At 70.5% G+C, this 23493-nt stretch carries 23 protein-coding genes, 2 tRNA genes and 1 other RNA gene; 19 read left to right on the top strand and 7 right to left on the bottom strand.

Annotation, left to right across the window (positions count from 1 at the left end):
- Positions 1–4 precede the first annotated feature (4 nt).
- Positions 5–1501, top strand: a complete 1497-nt coding sequence (locus BM204_RS05075; protein WP_091110953.1) for a type VII secretion protein EccB — start codon at positions 5–7, stop codon at positions 1499–1501.
- Complete coding sequence (locus tag BM204_RS05070; RefSeq protein ID WP_143099656.1) at positions 1492–2796, top strand: S8 family serine peptidase; 1305 nt, start codon at positions 1492–1494, stop codon at positions 2794–2796. The genes BM204_RS05075 and BM204_RS05070 overlap by 10 nt, the downstream gene beginning before the upstream one ends.
- A gap of 7 nt (positions 2797–2803) precedes the next feature.
- On the opposite strand, the gene BM204_RS05065 is transcribed toward BM204_RS05070, so the two are convergent.
- Complete coding sequence (locus BM204_RS05065) at positions 2804–3748, bottom strand: ECF transporter S component (RefSeq protein WP_091110950.1); 945 nt, start codon at positions 3746–3748, stop codon at positions 2804–2806.
- Between the two features lie 148 nt (positions 3749–3896).
- On the opposite strand from BM204_RS05065, the gene BM204_RS05060 reads away from it, so the two are divergent.
- The 6 genes from BM204_RS05060 (at position 3897) to BM204_RS05035 (ending at position 9558) form a co-directional block, all read left to right on the top strand.
- A complete protein-coding gene (locus BM204_RS05060) occupies positions 3897–4241 on the top strand; it encodes a hypothetical protein (RefSeq protein ID WP_091110948.1) in 345 nt (114 codons plus the stop codon).
- Positions 4242–4276: 35 nt separating this feature from the next.
- Positions 4277–6343, top strand: a complete 2067-nt coding sequence (locus BM204_RS05055) for an acyltransferase family protein (protein ID WP_091110947.1) — start codon at positions 4277–4279, stop codon at positions 6341–6343.
- Between the two features lie 353 nt (positions 6344–6696).
- Positions 6697–7974, top strand: coding sequence for an ATP-binding protein (locus BM204_RS05050; protein WP_091110946.1), 1278 nt, complete (start codon positions 6697–6699; stop codon positions 7972–7974).
- A 578-nt stretch (positions 7975–8552) separates the two neighbouring features.
- A complete protein-coding gene (locus BM204_RS05045; RefSeq protein WP_091110944.1) occupies positions 8553–8792 on the top strand; it encodes a DUF433 domain-containing protein in 240 nt (79 codons plus the stop codon).
- Positions 8789–9151 (top strand): DUF5615 family PIN-like protein, encoded by a 363-nt coding sequence (locus BM204_RS05040; protein WP_091110942.1) that lies wholly within the window; start codon positions 8789–8791, stop codon positions 9149–9151. The genes BM204_RS05045 and BM204_RS05040 overlap by 4 nt, the downstream gene beginning before the upstream one ends.
- A 110-nt stretch (positions 9152–9261) precedes the next feature.
- On the top strand, positions 9262–9558 hold the full coding sequence (locus BM204_RS05035; RefSeq protein WP_091110940.1) for a hypothetical protein: 297 nt from the start codon (positions 9262–9264) through the stop codon (positions 9556–9558).
- A gap of 76 nt (positions 9559–9634) precedes the next feature.
- Here the strand turns inward: BM204_RS05035 and BM204_RS05030 are convergent.
- Positions 9635–9721 (bottom strand) — tRNA-Ser (locus tag BM204_RS05030).
- Positions 9722–9806: 85 nt separating this feature from the next.
- Here BM204_RS05030 and ffs point away from each other — a divergent pair.
- From ffs to BM204_RS04995, 7 genes are all read left to right on the top strand, one after another.
- An RNA gene (gene ffs, locus BM204_RS05025) (signal recognition particle sRNA small type) lies at positions 9807–9897 on the top strand.
- Between the two features lie 109 nt (positions 9898–10006).
- Positions 10007–12043 carry a DNA polymerase III subunit gamma and tau gene (locus tag BM204_RS05020; RefSeq protein ID WP_091110939.1) on the top strand — a complete coding sequence of 679 codons (2037 nt, stop codon included), beginning with the start codon at positions 10007–10009 and terminating at the stop codon, positions 12041–12043.
- Between the two features lie 63 nt (positions 12044–12106).
- Positions 12107–12484 carry a YbaB/EbfC family nucleoid-associated protein gene (locus BM204_RS05015; RefSeq protein ID WP_091110937.1) on the top strand — a complete coding sequence of 126 codons (378 nt, stop codon included), beginning with the start codon at positions 12107–12109 and terminating at the stop codon, positions 12482–12484.
- A 7-nt stretch (positions 12485–12491) separates the two neighbouring features.
- Positions 12492–13088 carry a recombination mediator RecR gene (recR, locus tag BM204_RS05010; protein WP_091110936.1) on the top strand — a complete coding sequence of 199 codons (597 nt, stop codon included), beginning with the start codon at positions 12492–12494 and terminating at the stop codon, positions 13086–13088.
- On the top strand, positions 13085–13669 hold the full coding sequence (locus tag BM204_RS05005) for a DUF5063 domain-containing protein (protein WP_091110934.1): 585 nt from the start codon (positions 13085–13087) through the stop codon (positions 13667–13669). Before recR ends, BM204_RS05005 begins: the two co-directional genes overlap by 4 nt.
- Before the next feature lie 55 nt (positions 13670–13724).
- Entirely contained in the window at positions 13725–14996 is a 1272-nt protein-coding gene (locus BM204_RS05000) for an aspartate kinase (protein ID WP_091110932.1), read from the top strand.
- Positions 14993–16036 (top strand): aspartate-semialdehyde dehydrogenase, encoded by a 1044-nt coding sequence (locus BM204_RS04995; RefSeq protein ID WP_091110931.1) that lies wholly within the window; start codon positions 14993–14995, stop codon positions 16034–16036. Before BM204_RS05000 ends, BM204_RS04995 begins: the two co-directional genes overlap by 4 nt.
- A gap of 159 nt (positions 16037–16195) precedes the next feature.
- Here the strand turns inward: BM204_RS04995 and BM204_RS04990 are convergent, their stop codons facing one another.
- Positions 16196–16981 (bottom strand): hypothetical protein, encoded by a 786-nt coding sequence (locus BM204_RS04990; protein ID WP_091110929.1) that lies wholly within the window; start codon positions 16979–16981, stop codon positions 16196–16198.
- Positions 16982–17035: 54 nt separating this feature from the next.
- Positions 17036–18112, bottom strand: a complete 1077-nt coding sequence (locus tag BM204_RS04985) for a GTP-binding protein (protein ID WP_246166392.1) — start codon at positions 18110–18112, stop codon at positions 17036–17038.
- 86 nt (positions 18113–18198) lie between these two features.
- Here BM204_RS04985 and BM204_RS04980 point away from each other — a divergent pair, with 86 nt between their 5' ends.
- Together BM204_RS04980 and BM204_RS04975 are read left to right on the top strand one after the other, a co-directional pair.
- Positions 18199–18603, top strand: coding sequence for a Fur family transcriptional regulator (locus tag BM204_RS04980; protein ID WP_091110926.1), 405 nt, complete (start codon positions 18199–18201; stop codon positions 18601–18603).
- A gap of 40 nt (positions 18604–18643) precedes the next feature.
- Positions 18644–18922, top strand: coding sequence for an HU family DNA-binding protein (locus BM204_RS04975; RefSeq protein WP_091110925.1), 279 nt, complete (start codon positions 18644–18646; stop codon positions 18920–18922).
- An 88-nt stretch (positions 18923–19010) separates the two neighbouring features.
- On the opposite strand, the gene BM204_RS04970 is transcribed toward BM204_RS04975, so the two are convergent.
- Both BM204_RS04970 and BM204_RS04965 read right to left on the bottom strand, forming a co-directional pair.
- Positions 19011–19084: transfer RNA gene (locus tag BM204_RS04970), tRNA-Pro, on the bottom strand.
- Between the two features lie 84 nt (positions 19085–19168).
- Positions 19169–20092, bottom strand: a complete 924-nt coding sequence (locus tag BM204_RS04965) for a metallophosphoesterase (protein WP_246166390.1) — start codon at positions 20090–20092, stop codon at positions 19169–19171.
- A gap of 26 nt (positions 20093–20118) precedes the next feature.
- On the opposite strand from BM204_RS04965, the gene BM204_RS04960 reads away from it, so the two are divergent.
- The gene (locus BM204_RS04960; protein WP_091111233.1) at positions 20119–20577 is read left to right on the top strand and encodes a GatB/YqeY domain-containing protein; all 459 of its coding nucleotides are present in this window, start codon (positions 20119–20121) and stop codon (positions 20575–20577) included.
- Position 20578: 1 nt separating this feature from the next.
- Here the strand turns inward: BM204_RS04960 and BM204_RS04955 are convergent, their stop codons facing one another.
- Entirely contained in the window at positions 20579–22957 is a 2379-nt protein-coding gene (locus tag BM204_RS04955; protein ID WP_091110921.1) for a penicillin-binding protein, read from the bottom strand.
- Between the two features lie 218 nt (positions 22958–23175).
- Between BM204_RS04955 and BM204_RS04950 the strand changes: the two genes are divergently transcribed.
- Entirely contained in the window at positions 23176–23469 is a 294-nt protein-coding gene (locus tag BM204_RS04950; protein ID WP_091110919.1) for a WhiB family transcriptional regulator, read from the top strand.
- The last annotated feature ends 24 nt before the right edge of the window (positions 23470–23493 follow it).

The raw sequence follows: 23493 nt of genomic DNA, 5'->3' as shown, positions 1-23493 counted from the left end.
GGCGATGGCCACCAAGAAGGACCTCGTCGAGGCCTACTCCTTCAGCCGGCGCAGGCTCGTCACCGCCTTCGTGTCCGGCGCCCCCGGGGGCCGTGAGGTCGAGCCGACCCGACCGGGGCGCACGATCATCGGTGGCGCAGCGCTCGCGGTGCTGCTGTTGGCCGGTGCGGCGATCGCGGGGGTCTTCAAGCCCGACGTGAACATCGACTGGGAGCAACCCGGCCTGGTGCAGTCCAAGGAGAAGGGCGCCTCCTACGTCGTGCTCGAGCCCGATGCGGACGGCAACCCGCAGGTCCGCCCGGTCATCAACATCACCTCCGCCCAGCTGATCCTGGGGGAGGAGGACTCCGTCCCCGAGGTCGTGCCGCAGGCCGAGATCGACACCATGACCCCGGGAGCCGACATCGGGATCCTGGGAGCGCCGGTGACCGTGCCCGAGACCGACGACCTCATCCAGACCGGCTGGACCGCCTGCACCGACGACGGCCAGGGCCTGCGGTTCGACGTGTCCGACACGAGTCGGGTGACGGCCGCTCCCGACGCCGGGTTGCTGGTCAAGAGCCAGGGCTCGTTCTACGTCATCGCCCAGTCGAGGCCGGAGGGCACCGAGACGTCGCGGGCCTACAGCTATGAGCTACCGCAGAACCTGCCGGGCCTCGACAACACCCTGCGGGCGCTCGACCTGCCGATCCTCGAGCAGGCCAAGGTCGTGTCGGCCGACTGGCTCGCGCTCTTCCCGCGCGGTGGGGCTCTCGACTTCGCCGGCTTCGACCTCGCCGGGTTCGGCGAGGTGTCCGACCAGGCCGGCCAGGGCGGACTCCCGGACAGCGCCCGCATCGGCGACTACTACGAGATCGACGCCCAGCTCTTCGTCGTCACCCGTGGCGGTCCGGCCCAGTTCAGCGAGTTCGCCCGGGCGGTCTACCTCGACGCCCGCCTACCCCGGGTCGCGCGCGACCTCGGGCTCACCACCCCACCCGACGTCACCGCGGGCGTCGAGCCCTACCTCGACGCCCACTGGCCGGGGGCCGCCCTGCGCCCGGTCGCGGGAGAGCAGTGCGCCCGGCTAGAGCCGGAGTTCGGCTCGGTCCCGGGTGTCGTCCTGGTCGAGCTGCCCGAGGACGAGGCCAGCGCTGCCGAGATCGACGGCGGCGAGCGCGACGTCACGGTCGACCCCGGCAAGGGCGCGTTCGTGCTGTCCGGGGGCTGGGAGAGCGCCCAGGTCGGCGAACCGTTCGTCATCGACGCCAAGGGCTACTCCTATGCGCTGATCGGCACCGACGCGGTGGCCAACCTCGGTTTCGGCGACGACGACGCGCCGGTGGTCCCCGACAGCTGGCTCGAGCTGTTCATCGAGGGGGAGGCCCTCTCGGTCGACGCGGCCCTGTGCCCGCCGACGAGACCCGAGGAGCTGGGGCAGGGCACCGCTGACGACCCGTCCGGCGCCCCGTCCGGCGCCCCGTCCGCTGACCAGGGCGGCGAGAGTCGCTCGTGCGAGTGAGCCGTGCGGGGCGCGGCGTGGTCGCGGCCGGCCTGACCCTCGGGTTGCTCGCCCTGGGCGGCAACGCGCCGGCGTACGCCGTCGACCAGGTCTGCGAGAACATCGCCAGCGACCAGCCCGACGTCCTGGCGACCGAGCGCACCGGGTCGCCGGTCCAGCTGATGCAGGTGGCGCGTGCGCAGGAGATCGCGGCCGAGCGCGGTCGTGTGCCCGGTGCCGGCGTGACCGTGGCCGTGCTCGACTCGGGTGTCGCGGATCACGAGCTCATGGACGTCGTGCGCCCCGCCGGGCGACCCGTGCGCGCGCTCGTCGACCACCAGGGCACCTCGATGGCCGGGCTGATCGCCGCCCAGGGCACGGCCGAGGCGCCGATCGGGATCGCCCCCGGCGCGACGATCCTGGACGTGCGGGTCTATGACCGGCGCGACCCCGACGACACCAGCGACGAGGTCGGCCCACGTGCCGACCTGCTGCTCGAGGGGCTGCGCTACGTCGCCGGCCTGCCGCGTGGCGACGTGGGCGTGCTCGTGGTCGGGCTCAGCTTCGCCCGCACTCCCGAGCTCGACGCCGACCTGCGCGAGGTGCTCGCCGACCTGAGCGCCAAGGACGTGCTCGTGGTCGCGGCGAGCGGCGACCGACCGACCGAGGAGTCCGACGCTCTCTATCCCGAGCTCGGCTACGACGGTGAGGAGCCGCCCCACGGCGAGGACGTGCGCCCGGTGATCTGGCCGGCCGCGCACCCGGGGGTCCTCGCGGTCAACGCGACGGCAACCGTGCTGGTCGAGGAGGAGGTGGTCGTCGACGACGCCGACGATGACGTCCTGCGCAGCTCGGCCACGGACCTGGCAGCGCCCACTGCCGACGCGGTGTCGGTCGCCATCGACGGGCGAAGCACGTGCCTGCTGCCGGACATCTCCACGATCTGGGCCGCCGCCGAGGTGGCGGGCGTCGCGGCCCTGGTGCGCTCCGCCTTCCCTGCCGAGTCCGCGCGCCAGGTCGTCGCCCGGCTCGAGAGCACGGCCACGGGATCGCTGCGTGCCGCCACGGTGCTGACCGGTCACGGTGTGGTCCAACCCGTCGAGGCGCTCACCCGGCCCCTGCGGCCCACGGCCGAGGGGGACGTGGGCGGGACCCAGGTCGTCGCCGAGGGTGACCAGCGCGCCGTGGCACCCCAGCCGAAGGCCGACGTGCTGGCGAGCACGAAGCGCAACGCGGTGTGGTGGGGACTCCTGGCCGGCGGGGCCCTGATCGTGGCGGTTCTGCTCCGGCCGGTGCTGGCGCGCCGGCGCGACTGACCTCAGCTCACCGCGGCGGGGGAGGTGCGGACAGCACCAGCTGCGAGCCGAGCCGGAGCCCGGCCGGCAGGGTCGAGATGACGACGAGGGCGACGAACCCGCTGAAGAGCTTGTCGGCGAGGGAGACCAGCAGGTTGGAGAAGCCCACCGACACGATCAGCTGGTCGGTGAGCGCCATGAAGGTCGCGGTGATCGCGTCCTGGCCGTTGCCGGCGGACCCGCCGTAGAGCCCCACCAGGATCGGCACCGCGAGGAGCGTGGAGATGCCCGCCACCATGACGTTGAGCGCGAGGAAGCGTGGCAGCGTGCGACCCAGGCCGAACCGTCGTACGCCGTAGCCCCAGGCAAGGGCTCCGGCGACGTTGACGAGCGCGAAGGGGAGGGACGCGGCGCCGCTGAGCAGGGCGCCGACCACGTTGGTCGAGGCGCCGACGGCAGCGCCGCGCCACGGGCCGAGCGCGATCGCGGCGATGGCTGTCCCCACCATGTCGAGGTGGATGGGCAGGTCGAGGAAGTCCACGAACAAGCGACCCAGGAGATTGATCCCCAGGCAGGCGGCCATCAACAGCACCGACTCCCGGACGCTCGTGGGTGGGACGGGCGGCGGTGCTGGCGCGGTCGCCTGGTGTGGCTCCGGCTGCTGAACGTCCCGGCAGCGCGTGACCCACGCGTCGACGTCGGCGTCGCTTGCGCCGAGCGCCGTGCTGATGTCCCGCACGAGCTCGAGGTTCACGCGGGCACGACCCGTGCGGAAGGCGTCGTAGACCGTCGTGCGCGCGACGCGAGCCGCGTGCGGGCTCACGTCACGGGCCAGCCGCTGCTCGCTCACGCGGCGCGCGATCTCGGCGAACGACGGGTCTCCGGCGCTCGTGCGCAACGCCTGCAGCTCGAGGGCCAAGGGGTCCCAACGGGGCATGGTGCGCGACTCGGGCGGGGTGCCCGGCACCTCCACGGGCACTCCTCCAGCTGCAGGTCGGGATGTCCGCCCACCCTAGTCACCGCCGGACGCGGACGTGGCTGAATCCGGGACTTGTTCGGAGTTGTTCGGACTGGCCCCGACCCCTGGAGATCGCGCGGTGCGGACCGTACTAATGGGCTCTATGACCGCAGCACACACCCTGGAGCGGGAGCGCCACGCCGATCGGGCCGCCGTCGCGGCCCTGACTCCCGGCGAGCACGGGCTCGTGAGCGACTTCGCCGACCTCCACGGCTTCCCCTGGGAGGACTACGCGGACGTCTTCGACGACCTGGCGATCCTGGGCGGGCGTGAGCCGTCCTTCCACGAGGTCATGCGGGCGCTGCTGGGTCGCCACGTGGTCATCCTCCGGGAGGGCATGGGTGGCGTCACGGCTGCGGTCGACCTGCGCGACCTGGTCGTCCTGGCGACCTGGGTCGACCGGTGCCTGGCCCACTTCCTGCCCCTGGACAGGACCCTGCCCTCCTAGCGGGGGCGCCGGCACGACCCGACTAGGATCGCGCCGTGCACCATCGCCCCGACGCTCCACCGCCGTCCCTGAGGTACCGGCCGGAGCTCGACGGTGTGAGGGCCCTCGCGGTCTACCTGGTGGTCGGCTACCACGCAGGTGTCGGTCTGGTCTCCGGCGGATTCATCGGCGTGGACCTGTTCTTCGTCCTCTCCGGCTTCCTGGTGAGCGGGGTCATCCTGCGCGAGGTCGACCAGCGCGGGACGTTCTCCCTGAGGCACTTCTACGCGCGACGGGTGCGACGCCTGCTGCCGGCGGCGCTGGTCGTCGTCGTGGCCGCCGCCGCGCTGGAGCTGCTCACGTCCTCGGTGGCGACCCGCGCCGGATTCGTCGACGACGCGCGCGCCGCACTCCTCTACGTCGCCAACTGGCAGTTCATCGGCGAGGCCCGGGACTACTTCGCGACCGTGGAGTCGCCCAGCCCCTTCCTCCACTTCTGGTCGCTGTCCATCGAGGAGCAGTTCTACATCGGCTTCCCGCTGGTCGTGCTCCTGGCGCTGCGGTGGTCCCGCCGGCCGGTGAGGACGCTCGCGATGGTGGTGGGCGTGGCCGGCGTCGCGTCCCTCTCCCTGCAGGTCGTCAGGGCGGGTGACGACCCGACGTACGCCTACTACGCCACGGACACCCGGGCCTACCAGCTCGTCGCCGGCATCGGGCTGACCATCTTGGTGCGCAAGCTGGCGGGCCGACTGACCGACAGCTCCGTCGTGCGGCTGGGCACCCCCACGGCGGCAGCGGGCCTGGTCGCGGTGGTCCTCGTCGCGACGAGCCTGGTCGATGTCACGGCCTCGACCCGGGGGATCCTCGCTACCGCGGCCTCCGTGGCCCTCGTCGCGGGCCTGTGGGTGACGCCGCAGGGCGCGCTCTCCCGGGCGCTCGCCCTGACCACCCCCAACTACCTGGGGCGGCTCTCCTACGCCACCTATCTGTGGCACTGGCCGATCCTGCTCTTCCTCGAGCGGGTGCTCGACGCCCGGCCGCTGGTGCTGGCCGTGCTCGGCGCTGTCCTCTCCACGGCGCTGGCCGCGCTGTCGAGCCACCTCCTCGAGACCCCGATCCGCAGGGCAGCCACCCTTCACCGACTCCCACGGATGGTCGTGCTGAGCGGGCTTGCCCTGAGCGTGCTCGCGGCCGTGGTGGTCGTCCCGCCCGTGCTCGACTTGGACCGACGACCGGTCGTCACCACCACCACCGCCGGCTCGGGGCCGACCGGCATCGCGGCGCTTGACCGTCGCGTCCCGGACCTCGACCTCGTGGCGGCCAAGGCGGACGTCGGGGAGCTGACACCCACCCCGTGCACCGCCGACGAGCCGACCGCCTGCGTCCAGGCCGTCGGCACAGGGGCGCACGTGCTGCTCCTCGGTGACAGCCAGGCCGCGATGTTCACCCCCATGTTCTACGCGCTCGCGGCCGACCACGACCTGACCGTCTCCACGAACGTGCAGAACGGGTGTCCCTGGCAGGCCGACCAGGTCAACGAGAGGGCGGGCAACGACCCGGACGCCCAGGCGGCCTGCGTCGACGCGCGCGGGACCTTCTTCGACGAGGTCCTTCCCCTGATGGACGTGGATGTCGTGGTCGCGATCGGGCTCTCCCGCTCGGATGCCTACTGGGAGGGCCTGCTGACCAGCCCGGGCGGCCCGCCGGGGGAGAGCCTCGACGAGCTGCAGCTGCGCACGACGCGTGCCACCGCGGCGGCCATCCGCACCGCAGGTCCCGACCTCGTCATCGTCGAGAGTATCTTCGGCACCGAGGGCTACGGGATCACGGGCTTCGACCCCATCGAGTGCCTCGCCGCGGCCGATCGGGTCGCGGACTGCGCGGTCCAGCCACCGCTGGAGGCGCCGGCCGTCGACGATATCTACGGCGTCCTGGACACCGAGGCCGCCGGCATCGCGACCATCGACCTGACGGACGTGATCTGCCCGGACCGTCCGCTCTGCCACCCGATCAAGGGTGGGACGGTCATCTGGAAGGACCGCGACCACATCACGGCGTCCTGGTTCGTCAAGCAGCGAGAGGCGGTCTGGCGCCGTCTGCTGGCGACCGGGCTCCTGGCCTAGGCACGGCCTGGGCCTGGCCTGGGACGGGAGATGCAGGACGCCGGCTCCCGTCTGTCGACGAGAGCCGGCGTCATCCCTGCTGTGCGGCGGAGCATAGGGGATTCGAGCTGACGGTTGCCCTCGAACGCCCCCCTGCCCCGGGAACCCGATTGGCGCTCAAATGGAGCGTGAAGTTCGTGCTGCTACAGCAAACGACATCGTTGCAATACGCGGATCGACGGGGCCGGAAGCACATGGAAACGCCGTCCTTGATCGGCCGTCGGCTGCAATCATCCGGACACAGTTCCTGCGATCATCCGCTTAGGCATCCTGCAATCGTCGGCATAGCGGCCTGAGAACGGTACTGTGGCGCCATGGATACGGTGGCGGTACTCGGACGCGAATACCGGCCTCGCGTGATCGACAGTGCGTTGCAACGCGCCCTCGCGGCCTCCGGCGCAGTGGTGATCGAGGGGGCGCGCGCGAGCGGCAAGACCATGACGGCCTTGCACGCCGCGGCCTCCTACGTCTTCATCGACGATGCCGGCGTCCAGCGCCTGCTCGAAGTGGCGCCGCGTTCACTTCTCGAGGGCGAGGCACCCAGGCTGCTCGACGAGTGGCAGGTCGCCCCGGACCTGTGGAACCTCGTGCGCCGTGCCGTTGACTCCGCTGTAGAGCCCGGGCGGTTCATCCTCACCGGCTCCTCGGTCCCTCCGGACGATGTCACCCGGCACACCGGGGCCGGACGGTTCCTGCGGCTGCGTCAGCGGACTATGTCGTGGTGGGAGAAGCTCGACGCACCAACGGGCGCAGTGAGCATCTCGGGTCTGTTCGACGGGGACCTGCCCAAGACCGATCTTGACGCAGCCCCCGATCTCGACACCGTCATCGACAACCTGCTGCGGCCCGGCTTCCCCGCGATGACTGCGCTTTCACCAACTCAGGCCTCGGATCGACTGCGCGGCTACATCGACGACGTCGCACGCACCGACATCCACCGCATTGCCGACATCCGGCATGAGCCCGAGGTGGTCAAGCAACTCATCGCCGCACTCGCGCGATCGGTGGCCTCCGAGGTCACCTACACGACACTCGCGGCCGACATCCGCACGGTCGCGCCAGCGATCGACGAGGAGACGGTCAGCAACTACGTCGGCCTGCTCCAGCGTTTGTTCATCGTCGAGGCACAGCGCCCGTGGACCCCGGCGTTGCGATCGCGCGCGCGGGTGCGCACCTCACCGAAGCTCCACCTGGTCGACCCAGCCCTTGCCGCTGCGGCCCTGGGCGCTGGTCCCCAACAGCTACGGGGCGACCTCAACACCCTCGGCACACTGTTCGAGAGTGCCGTCGTTCATGATCTGACTGTGTTCGCCTCGCGTATCGACGGCGAGGTCAGTCACTATCGCGACTCCAACAACAAGGAGATCGACGCGATCATCACGCTCCCCGACGGACGGTGGGGCGCCGTCGAGGTCAAGCTCGGCGGCCAACAATTCACCGTCGGTGCCACCTCGCTGCAAGCGGTGATCGCACAAGTCGACATCGCAGCGATAGGAGAGCCGGCGTTTCGACTCGTCGCCACCGGAACCGGGCCGATCCTTGTCACCGACGACGGGACTGTCACGGCCCCACTAACCGCCCTGGCTCCCTGAACCTTGATCCACCGCGTGTGATTCGAGTTGACCCGGCGAACGATGAGCCGACAACCCCACGGAGGGCTACGGGGTCGTGGGCTTCGACCCCATCGAGTGCCTCGCCGCGGCCGATCGGGTCGCGGACTGCGCGGTCCAGCCACCGCTGGAGGAGCCGGCCGTCGACAACGTCTACGGCGTCCTGGACACCAAGGACTCCGGCATCGCGACCATCGACCTGACCGACGTGATCTACCCGGACCGTCCGCTCTGCCACCCCATCAAGGGCCGGACGGTCATCTGGAAGGACAGCGACCACATCACGTCGACCTGGTTCGTCAAGCAGCGAGGAGGCGTCATCCCAGCTGTGCGGGGAGGATGGGGGATTCGAACTGACGGGACCTCTGAGCGCCTCACGACCCCGGGACCCCTCGACAGGCTCAAACTGAGCGTGCGTGCCAGGTTCCTGGATGCGAATGAAAGCCTTGGGATACGCCGATCGCCAGGGCCGGTCGCACACGAGTCAGCCCATGAGCCGGACTCGGGACGGCTCGCTAGAGGTTCTGCCGGACGTCGAACGCGACGCGTAGACTCCGACCATGAGCGAAGTCGTCAGCCGTCTCGACCGGATAACAGTCGACCCACTGATCTGCCACGGCTCGCCGACGATCCGCGGCATGCGCCTGCGGGTGCAGGACGTCCTTGAACTGCTGGCCTCCGGGATGACCTACGACGAGATCCTTACCGACTACGAAGAGCTTGAGCGAGACGACATCCTCGCCGTTCTTGAGTTCGCAGCTCTGGACTCCGCTGGCCGCCTGCAACGCGTCGTGGCGTGACTGCGTTCCTGGTCGATCAGCAGTTGCCGAAGGCGCTTGCCGCGTACCTGACCGAGCACGGTCACGACGCGCGGCACATCAAGGACTACCCCGGCGGTGCCACGATGCCCGACCCAGAACTCGCCTGCTTGGCAGACTCCGAGGATCGCTTCGTCGTGACCAAGGACGACGACTTCCGAATGTCTCATCTGCTTCGGAAGTCGCCGGCGAGACTCCTTCACGTCACCTGCGGCAACATCTCGACCCGCGATCTCTTCGCCATGTTCGACCAGCACTGGCGCGAGTTCGAGGCCGCGATCACGAGCTACACCTACCTGGGGATCAATCGCCCAGGTGTGATCATCCACGACGCCAGCTGATCTCCGGGCCATTCAATCCTCGGCCCCACCTGGACGACCGACCGCGTCGACCCTCACCCAGGCACACCGCTCTCGACCTCATCTTCGAATGCACGGAGGGCCACGAGGTCGTGGGCTTCGACCCCATCGACTGCCTGGCCGTGGCCGATCGGGTCGCGGACTGCGCGGTCCAGCCACCGCTGGAGGAGCCGGCCGTCGACAACGTCTACGGCGTCCTGGACACCAAGGACTCCGGCATCGCGACCATCGACCTGACCGACGTGATCTGCCCGGACCGTCCGCTCTGCCACCCCATCAAGGGCCGGACGGTCATCTGGAAGGACAGCGACCACATCACGTCGACCTGGTTCGTCCAGCAGCGAGAGGCGGTCTGGCGCCGTCTGCTGGCGACCGGGCTCCTGGCCTAGGCCTGGCCTGGGACGGGAGACGCAGGACGCCGGCTCCCGTCTGTCGACGAGAGCCGGCGTCATCCCAGCTGTGCGGCGGAGGATAGGGGATTCGAACCCCTGAGGGCTTTCACACCCAACCCGCTTTCCAAGCGAGCGCCATAGGCCACTAGGCGAATCCTCCGCCGGAGACCTTACCGGGCAGGTCCCGGGTGGATGAAATCGATCCCACCTCGGGCTCTCGTCATGGATCACCTAGACTTCTCCGCAACCCCCCGTGTGGCGGCATCTCGCCCAACTCCCCCAGGGCCGGAAGGCAGCAAGGGTAAGTGAGCTCTGTCGGGTGCATGGGGGGCCTTTTCTTTGCCGGAGCCGCCCGAATCCGTCCGGACCCGCCCGGGCAGCGGTCCTCCACGGAGGACGGACCGGCCCGCTACCGGCTGTCGGCGCCGGTGGATAGTGTTCTGACGTGGAGACACCCCTAGCGCTTTACCGCCGCTACCGACCCGAGACCTTCCAGCAGGTCATCGGGCAGGAGCACGTGACGGAGCCGCTGCGGGTGGCGCTGGCCAACAACCGGGTCAACCACGCCTACCTCTTCTCCGGCCCGCGCGGCTGCGGCAAGACCACCTCGGCCCGCATCCTGGCCCGGGCGCTCAACTGCGACCTGGCGCCCGTGGCCGACCCGTGCGGGGCGTGTCCGAGCTGCGTCGACCTGGCCCGCGGGGGCCCGGGGTCGATCGACGTCATCGAGATCGACGCGGCCTCCCACGGTGGCGTCGACGACGCTCGCGACCTGCGGGAGAAAGCGTTCTTCGCGCCGGTGCGCAGCCGCTACAAGGTCTACATCATCGACGAGGCCCACATGGTCACGACGCAGGGCTTCAACGCCCTGCTCAAGCTGGTGGAGGAGCCCCCGCCGCACCTGCGCTTCATCTTCGCGACGACCGAGCCCGAGAAGGTCATCGCGACGATCCGCTCGCGCACCCACCACTACCCCTTCAGGCTGATCCCGCCGCGGCTGCTCTCCTCCTACCTGACCGAGCTCTGCGAGCAGGAGGGTGTCTCGATCGAGCCCGCCGCGCTCCCGCTGGTCGTGCGCGCCGGGGCCGGCTCGGCACGCGACACGCTCTCGGTGCTCGACCAGCTGCTCGGCGGCGCCGGTGCGGAGGGCGTCACCTACGCGCTGGCCAGCGGCCTGCTGGGCTACACGCCCGACACCCTGCTCGACGAGGTCGTCGACTCCTTCGCCGCAGGGGACGGCTCGGCGGTCTTCGGGGTCGTGGACAAGGTGATCGAGACCGGCCAGGACCCACGCCGCTTCACCGAGGACCTGCTGCGCCGGCTGCGCGACCTCGTCATCGTCTCCGCCGTGCCCGACGCACCCGCCACGGGCCTGATCGACGTCTCCGAGGACCAGGGCGAGCGACTGGTCGCCCAGGCTGCCCGCTTCGGCGCTGCCGAGCTCACCCGCGCGGCCGACCTGGTCGCGACCGGGCTGACCGAGATGCGCGGCGCCACCGCCCCCCGACTGCTGCTAGAGCTGATCTGCGCTCGGGTGCTGCTGCCCGGGGCCGACCACTCCACCGACGGCGTCCTGGCGCGCCTGGACCGTCTCGAGCGCCGGGCCGCGATCAGCGGTGGCGCGCCCGTCCCGGACGCTCTCCCGGCACCCACCCCTGGCCAGGACCGACCTGCTCAGGTGCGTCCCGCACCGCACGAGCCGGAGCCGCTGGTCGCGGCGCCCGTCGCGCCGGTGGTCGAGAGCGAGGTCGTCACGCCACCTCCGCCACCCCCCGCACCGGTCGCGCCGGAGCCGGAGCCGGAGCCGGAGCCCGAGCCGGTCCCTGCTCCTGCGGTCGTCGGCTCGAGCACCCTCTCGCTCGTCGACGTACGACGCCTGTGGCCCGACATCGTCGAGGCCACCAAGCAGCGGCGACGGGTGACCTGGATCCACCTCACCCAGCACGCCCAGGTGGTCGCCGTCGACGCCACGACGCTCACGCTGGGATTCTCCAACGCCGGGGCCCGCGACTCCTTCGACAACGGCGGCAGCTCCGAGATCGTGCGCCAGTCCGCCATCGACGTCGTGGGCGCCGACTGGCAGGTCGAGACGATCGTCGACCCGGGAGCCTCGGCCGACGTCCCGCCACCTCCCGCAGCCGGGCCGCCGCAGCCCGAGCCGGTGCGACCCGACCTGCCGGTCGCGGTGGACGAGCGACCCGTGCCCGAGGCGCCGCCGGCCTGGGCGAGCGACGAGCCGGCGGCTGCGGAGCCCGGCGCTCCCGAGTCCCGTCCCGGTCCCGAGTCCGTGCGCTCGGCCCGCGAGGCGATCCAGACCACCCGCCCGGCGGGCGAGGACGCCGCCCGGGGGGCCGACCTCGCAGCAGCCGATGCCGACGCCCACCCCGACGACCTCGACGCCGACTCCGAGGAGCTGGGCGGTGCCGAGCTCCTCGCCCGCGAGCTCGGTGCGCAGATCATCGAGGAGATCCGGCACTCTTGAGGCCGTCCCAGCGTTGTCCCACCGTCTTGTCCCAACCGTTCGCAACCACGAGGTGACCGCACGATGACCCAGAACCCCTTCGACGCCATGGGCGGCGGCGGCTTCGACATGAACGCCCTGCTCCAGCAGGCCCAGCAGATGCAGGAGCAGCTGCAGGCAGCCCAGGAGCGCCTCACCGACACCGTCCTGGACGGCACCGTGGCCGGCGGAGCCGTGACGGTGAAGGTCAGCGGTGTGGGTGACCTGATCGCGGTCGAGATCAAGGCCGGTGGCTTCGACGGCTCCGACGCCGACGACCTGACCGACCTCGGCGACATGATCGTGGCCGCCTACCGCGACGCCAAGTCGCAGGCCGACGCGCTCGCCGGCGAGGCCCTGGGGCCGTTGGCCGGGGGTGGCGGCCTGCCGGGCATGCCGCCGACCGGTCAGCTGGGGTTCTGAGCCGACCTTGTACGAAGGTGTCGTCCAGGACCTGATCGACGAGCTCGGCCGCCTGCCGGGGGTCGGTCCCAAGAGTGCCCAGCGCATCGCGTTCCACCTGCTGCAGGCCGAGCCGACCGACGTACGCCGGTTGGCCGACGTGCTGATGGAGGTCAAGGCGAAGGTGCGGTTCTGCTCGGTCTGCTTCAACGTCTCCGAGGACGAGCAGTGCCGGATCTGTCGTGACCCGCGGCGTGACCGGGCGGTCCTCTGCGTCGTCGAGGAGTACAAGGACGTCGTGGCCATCGAGCGCACCCGCGAGTTCCGCGGGCGCTACCACGTGCTCGGCGGGGCGATCTCGCCGATCGACGGGATCGGGCCGGACCAGCTGCGCATCAAGGAGCTGATGCCGAGGCTCAACGACGGAGTGGTCCTCGAGGTCGTGCTGGCGACCGATCCCAACCTCGAGGGGGAGGCGACCGCGACCTATCTCACGCGCTTGCTGCGCCCCATGGGGTTGCAAGTCACCCGCTTGGCGAGTGGACTGCCGGTGGGTGGTGACCTCGAATACGCCGACGAGGTCACCTTGGGACGAGCCTTCGCAGGGAGACGAGCAGCCGAATGACCGCACCACAGATCGACTCCGAGACATCTGACTTCGCTCAAGAGATCGCCGACAGCGTCGAGAGCTTCCTGATCGCGCTGCGGGCGATCAGCCGGGAGGTGACCTCGGGCCAGGCGATCTCGCTGCTGCTGCTCGAGATCAGCCAGGTGCTGCTCGCCGGCGCCCGGCTCGGCGCCCAGCGCGACTTCACGCCGACCGCCGACTACCAGCCCGACGTGGGACCGGAGGCCGACCTCGACGAGATGCGCCTGCGGCTGGCCGTCCTGCTCGGCAACGTCGACACCTACAGCTTCGTCTTCGACCCCTACGTGCCCGACGTGGTCGAGAGCCAGCTCTCCGACGACCTGACGTCGATCGCCAGTGACCTCGAGAACGGCCTGCGCCACTTCCGGCTCGGCGACGTCACCGAGGCGCTGTGGTGGTGGCAGTTCTCCTACGTGGCCTCGTGGGGCAACCTCGCCGGCGCCGTGCTCAACGCGCTGCTCTCGGTGGTGTCCCACGACCGGCTCGACGTCGACAACGACGCCGAGATCGAGCAGATCGTCGCCGCCGAGGCGGTCTTGGACGGCGACCCGGTCTGAGCGACGGAGTCGTTAGACTCTGAGAGTCCTTCCCCGACCTCAGGAGTGAGCTGACGTGGGCATTGTCGTGCAGAAGTACGGCGGCTCTTCGGTCGCTGATGCCGCGGGCATCAAGCGAGTCGCGCAACGCATCGTCAACACCCGCAAGGCGGGCAACGACGTGGTTGTCGTGGTGTCCGCGATGGGTGACACGACCGACGAGCTGCGTGATCTCGCCGAGCAGGTGACACCGCTGCCACCGCCACGCGAGCTCGACATGCTGCTGACCGCCGGCGAGCGCATCTCGATGGCCCTGGTGGCCATGGCGATCGCACAGCTGGGGCACAAGGCACAGTCCTTCACCGGCTCGCAGGCGGGCGTCATCACCGACTCCGCCCACGGCCGCGCCAAGATCATCGACATCACGCCGGGTCGCATCGAGGCCGCCATCAAGGACGGCGCGATCGCGATCGTCGCCGGCTTCCAGGGCGTCTCCCAGGACACCAAGGACGTCACGACGCTCGGGCGCGGTGCCTCCGACACCACCGCGGTCGCTTTGGCGGCCGCCCTCGGCGCCGACGTGTGCGAGATCTACAGCGACGTCGACGGTGTCTTCACCGCGGACCCCCGCATCGTGAGCACCGCTCGCAAGCTCGACCGCGTCTCGACCGAGGTCATGCTCGAGATGGCGGCCTCGGGCGCCAAGATCCTCCACCTGCGGTGTGTCGAGTACGCCCGCCGCTACAACATGCCGGTCCACGTACGCTCGTCCTTCTCGCAGAAGGAAGGCACCTGGGTCATCCCCGAGACAGTCGCAGGAGAACACATGGAACAGGCGATCATCGCGGGCGTCGCCCACGACCGCAGCGAGGCCAAGATCACCGTCGTCGGCGTGCCCGACAAGGTCGGCGAGGCCGCGCGCATCTTCGAGGCGCTGGCCGTGACCGAGGTCAACATCGACATGGTCGTGCAGAACGTCTCGGCCGCAGCGACCGGCCTCACCGACATCTCCTTCACCCTGCCGCGCTCCGACGGGCAGGCCGCGATGGCCGGGCTCGCCCGGATCCAGGACGAGGTCGGCTACGAGAAGCTCCTCTACGACGACCAGATCGGCAAGGTCTCCCTGATCGGCGCCGGCATGCGCTCACACCCGGGCATCACGGCCAAGTTCTTCGCGGCGCTGGCCGCTGCGGGGGTCAACATCGAGATGATCTCCACCTCGGAGATCCGCATCTCGGTCGTGGTCAACGAGTCGCAGGTCGACGAGGCCGTGCGCTCCACCCACACCGCCTTCGAGCTCGACAACCTCGAGGTCGAGGCGGTCGTCTACGGCGGGACCGGCCGATGAGCGTGCGCATCGGCATCGTCGGCGCCACCGGCCAGGTCGGCGTCGCCATGCGCCAGATCCTCGAGGAGCGGGGCTTCGCGTGTGATGAGATCCGCTTCTTCGCCTCGGCCCGCTCCGCCGGCACCGTGCTCCCCTTCGCCGGTCGTGAGATCACCGTCGAGGACGCCTCCACCGCCGACCCCTCCGGCCTCGACATCGCACTCTTCTCCGCGGGCGCCACGACCTCGCGCGCGCTGGCCCCGGCCTTCGCGGCCGCCGGCGTCACCGTCGTCGACAACTCCTCGGCGTTCCGCATGGACCCCGCCATCCCGCTGGTCGTCTCCGAGGTCAACCCCGAGGCGATCGAGCAGGCCCTGGCCGAGGGTGGCAAGCGGATCATCGCCAACCCCAACTGCACGACCATGGCCGCGATGCCGGTGCTCAAGCCCCTCCACGAGGAGGCCGGCCTGGTGCGGCTGATCGCCTCGACCTACCAGGCCGTGTCCGGCTCGGGCGTCGCCGGGGTCGAGGAGCTCGCGTCCCAGATCGGTGCCGCCGGTGACAAGGCCCGTGAGCTGGCTTACGACGGCGAGGCCGTGAGCTTCCCCGAGCCGGTGAAGTACGAGCGGACGATCGCCTACAACGTGCTGCCGCTGGCCGGCTCGATCGTCGACGACGGCCTGTTCGAGACCGACGAGGAGCAGAAGCTCCGCAACGAGTCGCGCAAGATCCTGGGCATCCCCGATCTGAGGGTCTCCGGCATCTGCGTGCGGGTGCCGGTCTTCACCGGCCACTCGCTGGCGATCAACGCCGAGTTCGCCTCGGCGCTCACCGTCGAGCGGGCCCGCGAACTGCTCGCCGCCGCGCCCGGGGTCGAGCTGTCCGACATCCCCACGCCGCTGCAGGCGGCCGGCAAGGACCCGTCGTACGTCGGTCGGATCCGGCAGGACGCCGGCGTCGACGGCAACCGTGGCCTCGCGCTCTTCGTCTCCAACGACAACCTGCGCAAGGGCGCCGCGCTCAACACCGTCCAGATCGCTGAGCTGCTCGCGGCGCGCTGAAGGCGTTGCGGCTCGGGCGGCGCTTCATCAAGGTATGTAGACGAAACGCCACCCCCCATCGCGTGCGCCCCATGGTGGGTGGCGCGTCGCCGTGGGGAGTGTGGCGGTTGGCCGGCCGTGGTGTGGGCTGCGACATCGCGCCGACTCGGCGAGGGTGGCTCAGTCCTCCGGCGCCTCGATGAACGTCGTGGTGACCCAGTGGGACAGCAGGTAGGTGGCGACCCCGACGAGCGGGATGACGAGGATCATCCACCAGCGATCGAGCACGTCGATGAAGACCAGCAGGGCGATCACCGCGAGTGAGCCGACCGCGAGGAAGCTGGTGCTGCCGGCGTCGGGCACACGGAACGCGCGCAGCAGGGCGGAGCCGACCATCACCGCGCCGACCACGATGGCGAGCAGGATCGGGAATCCGGCCGCACCGCACGAGGCGGTGCCCTGCACGGCCTCGCAGGTGCGCAGGGCGCCCGCGGTGGCGCCGACCATCGCTGCGCCGACGAGGAGGCCGGTCAGCGCGGCCGCGAACCGACCGGTGACGATCGGCTCGCGGTCCTCGACGGGTGCCTTCGGTGCCCTCTCCGCCTTGGCGAGCTTGGGCGGCTTGGGTGCCTTCACGGGTTTCAGGGGCTCGGCGGGTTTCACGGGGTCGGCGGGTGCCTCGTCGGCGAACAGCGGCCTGCTCTCCTCGACCGGCGGCTCCTCGACCGGCGGGGCCGGCGAGGTGGAGGGGACGGTCTGCCGCTGCGGCCTGTCGAGGGGCTTCTCGAGGGGCTGTTCGACGGGCTCTGCCTGCGCGATCACCCGGGTGTCGTCGGTCGGCTCGATGACCTGGGTGTCGTCGTCGACCACGGGCACCTCGGGGGAGGGCGCGGGTCGGGACTTCTTGCGACCGAAGAGCTTCGGCAGCTCCAGGCTCGGCTCGGTGGTCTTGTCCTCGTCTCCCATGCGTCTCAGTGTGTCACGAGAGGTGACCGCGCTCACCTGATCGGCACGGGTCGCTCAGGCGACGATGCGGATCGGGCCGAGCCAGGGCTCGAAGCCGTCCTCGGGGACGTCCCAGGTGGCCGCGCCCACGGAGGCGTCGGCGCGCTCCAGGAGCAGGTCCTCGAAGGAGCGCTGCAGGTGGCCGGGCGCCACGCCGACGCCGGCGAGGTCGAGGCGGGTGTGAGGCCTACGACGACCCCAGGGCTCGCCGTGGCCGACGCTGAGCTGGCCTCCTGCGCCGTCCCACACCAGGGCCCGACCGGGCCGGGTGGGCAGCCAGAAGCAGCCGCGGGAGCGGTGCCGCCCACCGCCGAGCTCGTCGAGCCGGTCGAGCAGACGGCCCGGGTGGGAGGGGCGGCGCGAGGTGAGCGACCGGGCCCAGACCCACGGTGAGTCCACGGCGGGCAGGGGGTCACGTCGTACGGCGGCGGACCAGGCGAGGGTCTCGCCGTGCCGGTGCAGGTCGGAGCCCAGGTGGGAGCCGTCGACCTCCTCGAGGCCACGGAGCACCAGGGCGTCCGGGCGGGCCAGGGCGCGCACCAGGTCGAGGCCCGCAGCCTCCGCCTGGCCGGCGACGACGACCAGGTCCGCGTACTCGATCATCGCGGCGGTGACCTCGCCGACGCCGCGGCGGTCCTCGTGGGAGGTGTGGTGGCCGCGCTCGACGAGCAGCGCGTTGCCGACGAGGTCCTCGACCAGGTCGCTGCCTTCGAGCGCGGCCACGACGCTGGCGATCCTGAGGTGGCGAGCCAGGCGGGTGTCCCACGACATCACGTTGCAGACCTGGGCGGCCTCGGCGCCGACCGGCAGGGCGGCCAGAACCGTGGCCCAGCGCCCGTCGCGGGCGACCCGCTCGAGCGTGGGGATGACGTCCTCGCGCAGGGCACAGCTCACGCAGGCGTGCTCCAGGGCGATCTCCTCGCGCTCCACGACGCCGGCCAGGTCGCCCACGGTGCGACGCAGCACCTGTGCCTCGACGTCGATGACGTGGCGGACCGCCACCGCGTGCGGCAGGTCGAAGAGCATTGCGACCATCGTCGCCTCGAGCGTGACCGTGTCGACCCCGGTGAGCAGGACCAGAGGGGTTCGCATGGGTGCCTCCATCAATAGAATGAGAATCATTCTCAAGCATGCCATCGACCGACGCTCGTGTCACGCCCGGCGGTAGGTTGAGCAGCATGAGTCAGACCACCGGGGTGCGGCCGACGCGACAGCGGCTGGCCGTACGTCAGGTGCTCGACTCCGCCGACGACTTCCGCAGCGCCCAGGACATCCACGACGCGCTGCGTCGCGAGGGGGAGCGGGTCGGGCTGGCGACGGTCTACCGCGCCCTGCAGTCCCTGGTCGACGCGGGAGAGATCGACGTGCTCAAGACCGCCGCTGGCGAGTCCGTCTACCGGCGGTGCAGCACGCACCACCATCACCACCTCGTCTGCCGCACCTGCGGCCGCACCGTGGAGATCGAGGGACCGGCGGTGGAGCGCTGGGCGCGCGCCGTGGCCCTCGAGCACGGCTATGAGGACGCCAGTCACACCCTGGAGCTCTTCGGCACCTGTTCGTCGTGCCATGCAGGCGTGCGCTAGCGTTGACAACGAGAATCGATCTCACGAGAAAGGCACTACATTGAACCGCAACGAGCTGAAGGAGGCCGTCGCCGACCGCGCCGGCCTGGACGTCGGTCAGGCCGACCGGGCGCTCTCGGCCGTCCTGGACGCCATCACCGGCGCGCTGGCGTCGGGCGACAAGGTGACGCTGGCCGGGTTCGGCACGTTCGAGACGCGCGAGCGCGCCGCCCGCACGGGCCGCAACCCGCAGACCGGCGAGAGCATGGAGATCGCCGCGTCGACCGCAGCGGCGTTCAAGCCGGCCGCCGCGCTCAAGAAGGCTGTCTCCGAGCGCTGACGTCGCTGGTCAGGCACCGCCTGACACGCAGAGGAGCCCCGGACCCACATGGTGGGTCCGGGGCTCTTGACGTCTTCGACGCCGTCTGTCGGGCTGACAGGATTTGAACCTGCGGCCTCCTCGTCCCGAACGAGGCGCGCTACCAAGCTGCGCCACAGCCCGATCATGGGCCCCTCCCGGTGGAGGGAGGAGCCCACGGTCATCGAGCATACCCGAGGGCCCGACGAGCCCCGAATCAGGGCCGGGTCAGGTCTGGGGCAACAATGTCAGCAGCGTGGCCTCGGGTCGGCAGGCCACGCGGATCCGCGCGTAGGGGCTGGTGCCGACCCCGGCGGAGACGTGCATCCAGGCCGAGCCCGGGTCGCCCGGCCGGGAGTCGGCCGGGTGGCGGTGGAGCCCCTTGGCCCGGGCCGGCTCGAGGTCGCAGTTGGTGGTGAGCGGCCGTCCGCCGGGCAGGCAGACCTGCCCCCCGTGGGTGTGGCCCGCGAGGATCGCGTCATAGCCGTCGGCGGCATAGCGGTCGAGCACCCGCAGGTACGGCGCGTGCGCGATGCCGAGCCGGAGGTCGGCGCCGGGGTCGGCCGGACCGGCCACCTCGTCGAGCCGGTCATAGCTCAGGTGGGGGTCGTCGACGCCCGCGAGGGCGAGGGTGGTCTCGCCGACGGTCAGGGAGCCGCGGCGGTTGGTGAGGTCGAGCCAGCCCGCAGCGGTGAACGCCTGCGAGAGCAGGGGCCAGGGCAGCTGGGCCACGTCGGTGTGACGCGTGCCGTCATCGGGCAGCAGGTAGCGCAGGGGGTTGCGGATGCTCGGCTCGAAATAGTCGTTCGAGCCGTGCACGAACACGCCCGGCACGTCGAGCAGTGCCCCGAGCGCGTCACGCACCACGGGCACGGCGTCGCGGTGGGCGAGGTTGTCGCCGGTGTCGACGACCAGGTCGGGCCGCAGGTCGGCCAGCCCGCGCAGCCACTCCTGCTTGCGAGACTGGCCGGGGGTCATGTGGATGTCGCTGAGGTGCAGCACCCGCAGGGGCCTCATGCCGCGCGGCAGGACGGGAACCCCCACGCGCCGCAGGGTGTAGGCCCGCGCCTCGCACGCGGCGTACGCCGTGAGCCCGGCGGCGGCGAGCGCACCTCCGCCGAGCAGACGAGGAAGAATCCGGAGGCTGGGCACGCGGCAAGGCTGCCACAATGGGGCCCATGAGTGCCCTCAAGGACCGCCTGCGCACAGACCTCACCGCCTCCATCAAGTCGCGCGACGCGGTGCGCTCCTCCACGTTGCGGATGATCCTCACCGCGATCACCACCGCGGAGGTCGCCGGCAAGGAGGCCCGTGAGCTGACCGACGACGACATCATCGGCGTGCTGTCCTCGGAGGCCAAGAAGCGACGCGAGGCGGCCACGGCGTTCGCCGACGGCGGCCGGGTGGAGATGGCGGCCAAGGAACGAGCCGAGTCGGAGGTGATCGCCGACTACCTGCCCGCAGCGCTCAGCGACGAGGAGGTCTCCGGCATCATCACCGCCGCCATCGAGAAGGTCGGTGCCGCGGGCGAGGGCATGAAGGCCATGGGCAAGGTCATGGGTGTCGTCACGCCCCAGGTCAAGGGTCGTGCCGACGGTGGTGCCGTCGCTGCGGAGGTGCGCCGACAGCTGGGCTGAGTCAGCCCCGGCCGCCGTTCCCGTTGCCGTTGTTGCCCCGACCGCCGTTGCCATTCCCGTTGCCGCCGTCGCCGCCGCCGTTGCCACCGGGAGGTCGCGGCTCGCGGCCGGTCGACTGGTAGATGACGACCGTGTCGCCGCTGGCGAGCTCGGTGCCCGCGCCCGGGCCGGTGTAGGCGACCGTGTCCACCGAGTAGCCGGAGGGCACGTAGCCACCCAGACTGACGGTGAACCCGAGCTCCTCGAGGGTGGCGCGGGCCGAGTCGATGTCCTGTCCGGCCACGTCGGGGACGCCGGTGAGGACACCGAGGACGTCGCTGCCGTTGGGCGCCACGAAGTCCTCGTCGTCGAGGTACTGCTCGATGACCTTCATCGCGTCGCCCCACATGGGTCCGGCCAGGGTCGAGCCGAAGGCCGCGGAGACGAAGGAGTTGCCGATGGTCTGCCCGTTGAGCGTGATCGGCTGACCTTCGATGTTGGCGCCGGCGATCATCGCGGCGGTCGCCAGGTTGGGGGTGTAACCCGCGAACCACACGGCGCGGTTCTCCTGGATGGTGCCGGTCTTGCCGGCGGAGGGCTGCACGGTGTTGATGCCGGCGCTGTAGCCGAAGCCGCCGGGCTCCTGGACGCCGCGGAGCACGTCGTTGACGGCGTCGGCGACCGAGCTCGGCATCACCTGGGTGCAGCGTGCTGGGTAGTCCTTGAGCGTGTTGCCGTTGGCGTCGAGGATCGCGGTGACAGGGCGCGAGTCGCAGTGAAGGCCGCGGCCGGCGAACGTCGCGTAGGCCTCGGCCATCTCCAGCGGGCTCACGTCCGCGACACCGAGGGTGAAGGTCGGCACCATCTCGGTGGCCGGCTCGGTGAGCTGGACGCCCATGGACTTGGCGAGCTCGAACGGCTCGCAGAGGCCGGTCATCTGCTCGAGCTGGGCGAAGAACGTGTTCACCGACAGACGCGTGCCCGTGTAGAGGTCGAAGGTGCCGGAGTCGGTGGAGTTGGACGGGTCCCAGATCTCGCTGGACTGGTAGAACTCGCCGTCGCACACCTCGAAGTCGCCCTGGTCGAGGAAGACCTGCGACGGGGACGCGATGCTCTGCGACAGCGGGATGCCCTGCTGGAGGGCGGAGGCGAGGACGAACGCCTTGAACGTCGAGCCCGCCTGGAAACCGTTGGAGTCGCCGTACTGCGACGGGACGACGTAGTTCAGGTAGGTCTCGCCCTGCCGCTTCTTCGCGCCCATCGGGCGGGACTGGGCGATCGCCTTGACCTCGCCCGTGCGGGGCTCGACCATCGCCAGGGCGCCGATCGCCTCGTCGTCCTTGTAGACGTTGTTGCGCACCGACTCGTCGGCGGCGTCCTGGTAGCGAAGGTCCACGGTCGTGCGGATGGTCAGGCCACCGGAGTAGATGAGGCGCTTGCGCTCCTCCTCGGTGCGACCCAACGAACGGTCCTTCATCAGGTAGTTGAGGACGTAGTCGCAGAAGAACGGGGCCCGCGAGAAGACGCAGCCGTTCTTGACCTCGTTGACGTCGAGACGCAGGCCCCGGTTCTTGGTCTTCTCGGCCATCTTGTCGGTGACGACGTTGAGCTGGGCCATGCGGTCCAGGACGATGTCGCGGCGCTCGCGGGCGCGGTCGGGGGCGTTGGTCGGGTCGAACGCCGTGGGGTTCTGCACCAGGCCGGCCAGGATCGCCGACTGGTTGAGGTTGAGCTTGCGGGCGTTGACGTCGAAGTAGTGACGCGCAGCTGCCTGCACGCCGTAGGCGCCGTCACCGAAGTAGGCGATGTTGAGGTAGCGCTCGAGGATCCAGTCCTTGCTGTAGCGCTGCTCCACCGCGATGGCGTAGCGCAGCTCGCGCAGCTTGCGGGCATAGGTCTGGTCGACCGCCTCGCGCTGCTCCTTCTTCGTGTCGGCCTGCTGCAGCAGCGTCAGCTTGACCATCTGCTGGGTGATCGACGACCCGCCCTGCACGACACCGCTGGCTGCGGAGTTGGTCAGCAGGGCGCGCACCGTGCCCCTGACGTCGAGCGCGCCGTGCTCGTAGAAGCGGTAGTCCTCGATGGCGACGATGGCCTTGACCATGGTGCGCGAGATCTGGTCGAGCGAGACGTTGACGCGGTTCTGGTCGAAGATGGTCGCGATCGTCTCGCCCTTGCCGTCCACGATGCGCGTCTTCTGCGGCAGCGCGTCGGTCTCGAGCTCGGTCGGGAGCTGGTCCATCGTGTCGGCCACGCTGCGCGTCGTCACGCCGACGACGGCGGCGAACGGGATCGCCAGGCCGGCCACCACGACCCCCAGGACAGCGGCGACGGCCACCATCACACCCAGGTGCGAGAGCACCTTGGGGAAGGACGGACGCTCGGAACGTGGCCTCGACATGCCTCAAGAGTACGGGAGGAGGCTCAGCGGTCCGGCTTTCCCGCCGGCACCCCTGGCGCCTCGTCATCACGAATGACTAGTCATTTAGGACTACACAAGTTGGGCCTAACGAGGCTTACCGAGGCTGCGCGGGTTCTTTACCTTTGGCTCAGTGGGAGAGGCAGAGGTGGCGTCATGGGGACGCAGCCTGATCTCGGAAAGATGTGGGGACATCAATCATGTGGGTAGAGGACTGGGCGCCACGCGCCGCTTGCAAGGCTGCACAGCCGGACCAGCTGTTCGTCCGTGGAGCCGAGCAGAACAAGGCCAAGCAGCTGTGCGCGGGTTGTCCCGTGCGCACCGAGTGCCTCGCTGAGGCGCTCGACAACCAGATCGAGTGGGGCGTCTGGGGAGGCATGACCGAGCGCGAGCGCCGGGCCCTGCTCCGTCGTCGCCCCGCCGCGTCCTGGCGCACCGTGCTGGAGACCGCCCGTGAGGGCGGCCGGCCGCAGCCGGCACCGGCTGGAGTCTGAACCTGTCGCGCTGCAACGCCTGAG

The sequence above is a fragment of the Nocardioides psychrotolerans genome, from assembly GCF_900113685.1.
Taxonomy (GTDB): Bacteria; Actinomycetota; Actinomycetes; order Propionibacteriales; family Nocardioidaceae; genus Nocardioides; species Nocardioides psychrotolerans.
Note: the sequence above shows the minus strand (reverse complement) of the source record. Positions and strands in the feature narration are given on the sequence as shown.

Coding starts and splice junctions, on each gene's coding strand:
- BM204_RS05075 (WP_091110953.1), top strand. CDS start 5: ATGGCCACCAAGAAGGACCTCGTCGAGGCCTACTCCTTCAGCCGGCGC.
- BM204_RS05060 (WP_091110948.1), top strand. CDS start 3,897: ATGACCGCAGCACACACCCTGGAGCGGGAGCGCCACGCCGATCGGGCC.
- BM204_RS05050 (WP_091110946.1), top strand. CDS start 6,697: ATGGATACGGTGGCGGTACTCGGACGCGAATACCGGCCTCGCGTGATC.
- BM204_RS05045 (WP_091110944.1), top strand. CDS start 8,553: ATGAGCGAAGTCGTCAGCCGTCTCGACCGGATAACAGTCGACCCACTG.
- BM204_RS05015 (WP_091110937.1), top strand. CDS start 12,107: ATGACCCAGAACCCCTTCGACGCCATGGGCGGCGGCGGCTTCGACATG.
- BM204_RS05005 (WP_091110934.1), top strand. CDS start 13,085: ATGACCGCACCACAGATCGACTCCGAGACATCTGACTTCGCTCAAGAG.
- BM204_RS04995 (WP_091110931.1), top strand. CDS start 14,993: ATGAGCGTGCGCATCGGCATCGTCGGCGCCACCGGCCAGGTCGGCGTC.
- BM204_RS04990 (WP_091110929.1), bottom strand. CDS start 16,981: ATGGGAGACGAGGACAAGACCACCGAGCCGAGCCTGGAGCTGCCGAAG.
- BM204_RS04985 (WP_246166392.1), bottom strand. CDS start 18,112: ATGCGAACCCCTCTGGTCCTGCTCACCGGGGTCGACACGGTCACGCTC.
- BM204_RS04980 (WP_091110926.1), top strand. CDS start 18,199: ATGAGTCAGACCACCGGGGTGCGGCCGACGCGACAGCGGCTGGCCGTA.
- BM204_RS04960 (WP_091111233.1), top strand. CDS start 20,119: ATGAGTGCCCTCAAGGACCGCCTGCGCACAGACCTCACCGCCTCCATC.
- BM204_RS04955 (WP_091110921.1), bottom strand. CDS start 22,957: ATGTCGAGGCCACGTTCCGAGCGTCCGTCCTTCCCCAAGGTGCTCTCG.
- BM204_RS04950 (WP_091110919.1), top strand. CDS start 23,176: ATGTGGGTAGAGGACTGGGCGCCACGCGCCGCTTGCAAGGCTGCACAG.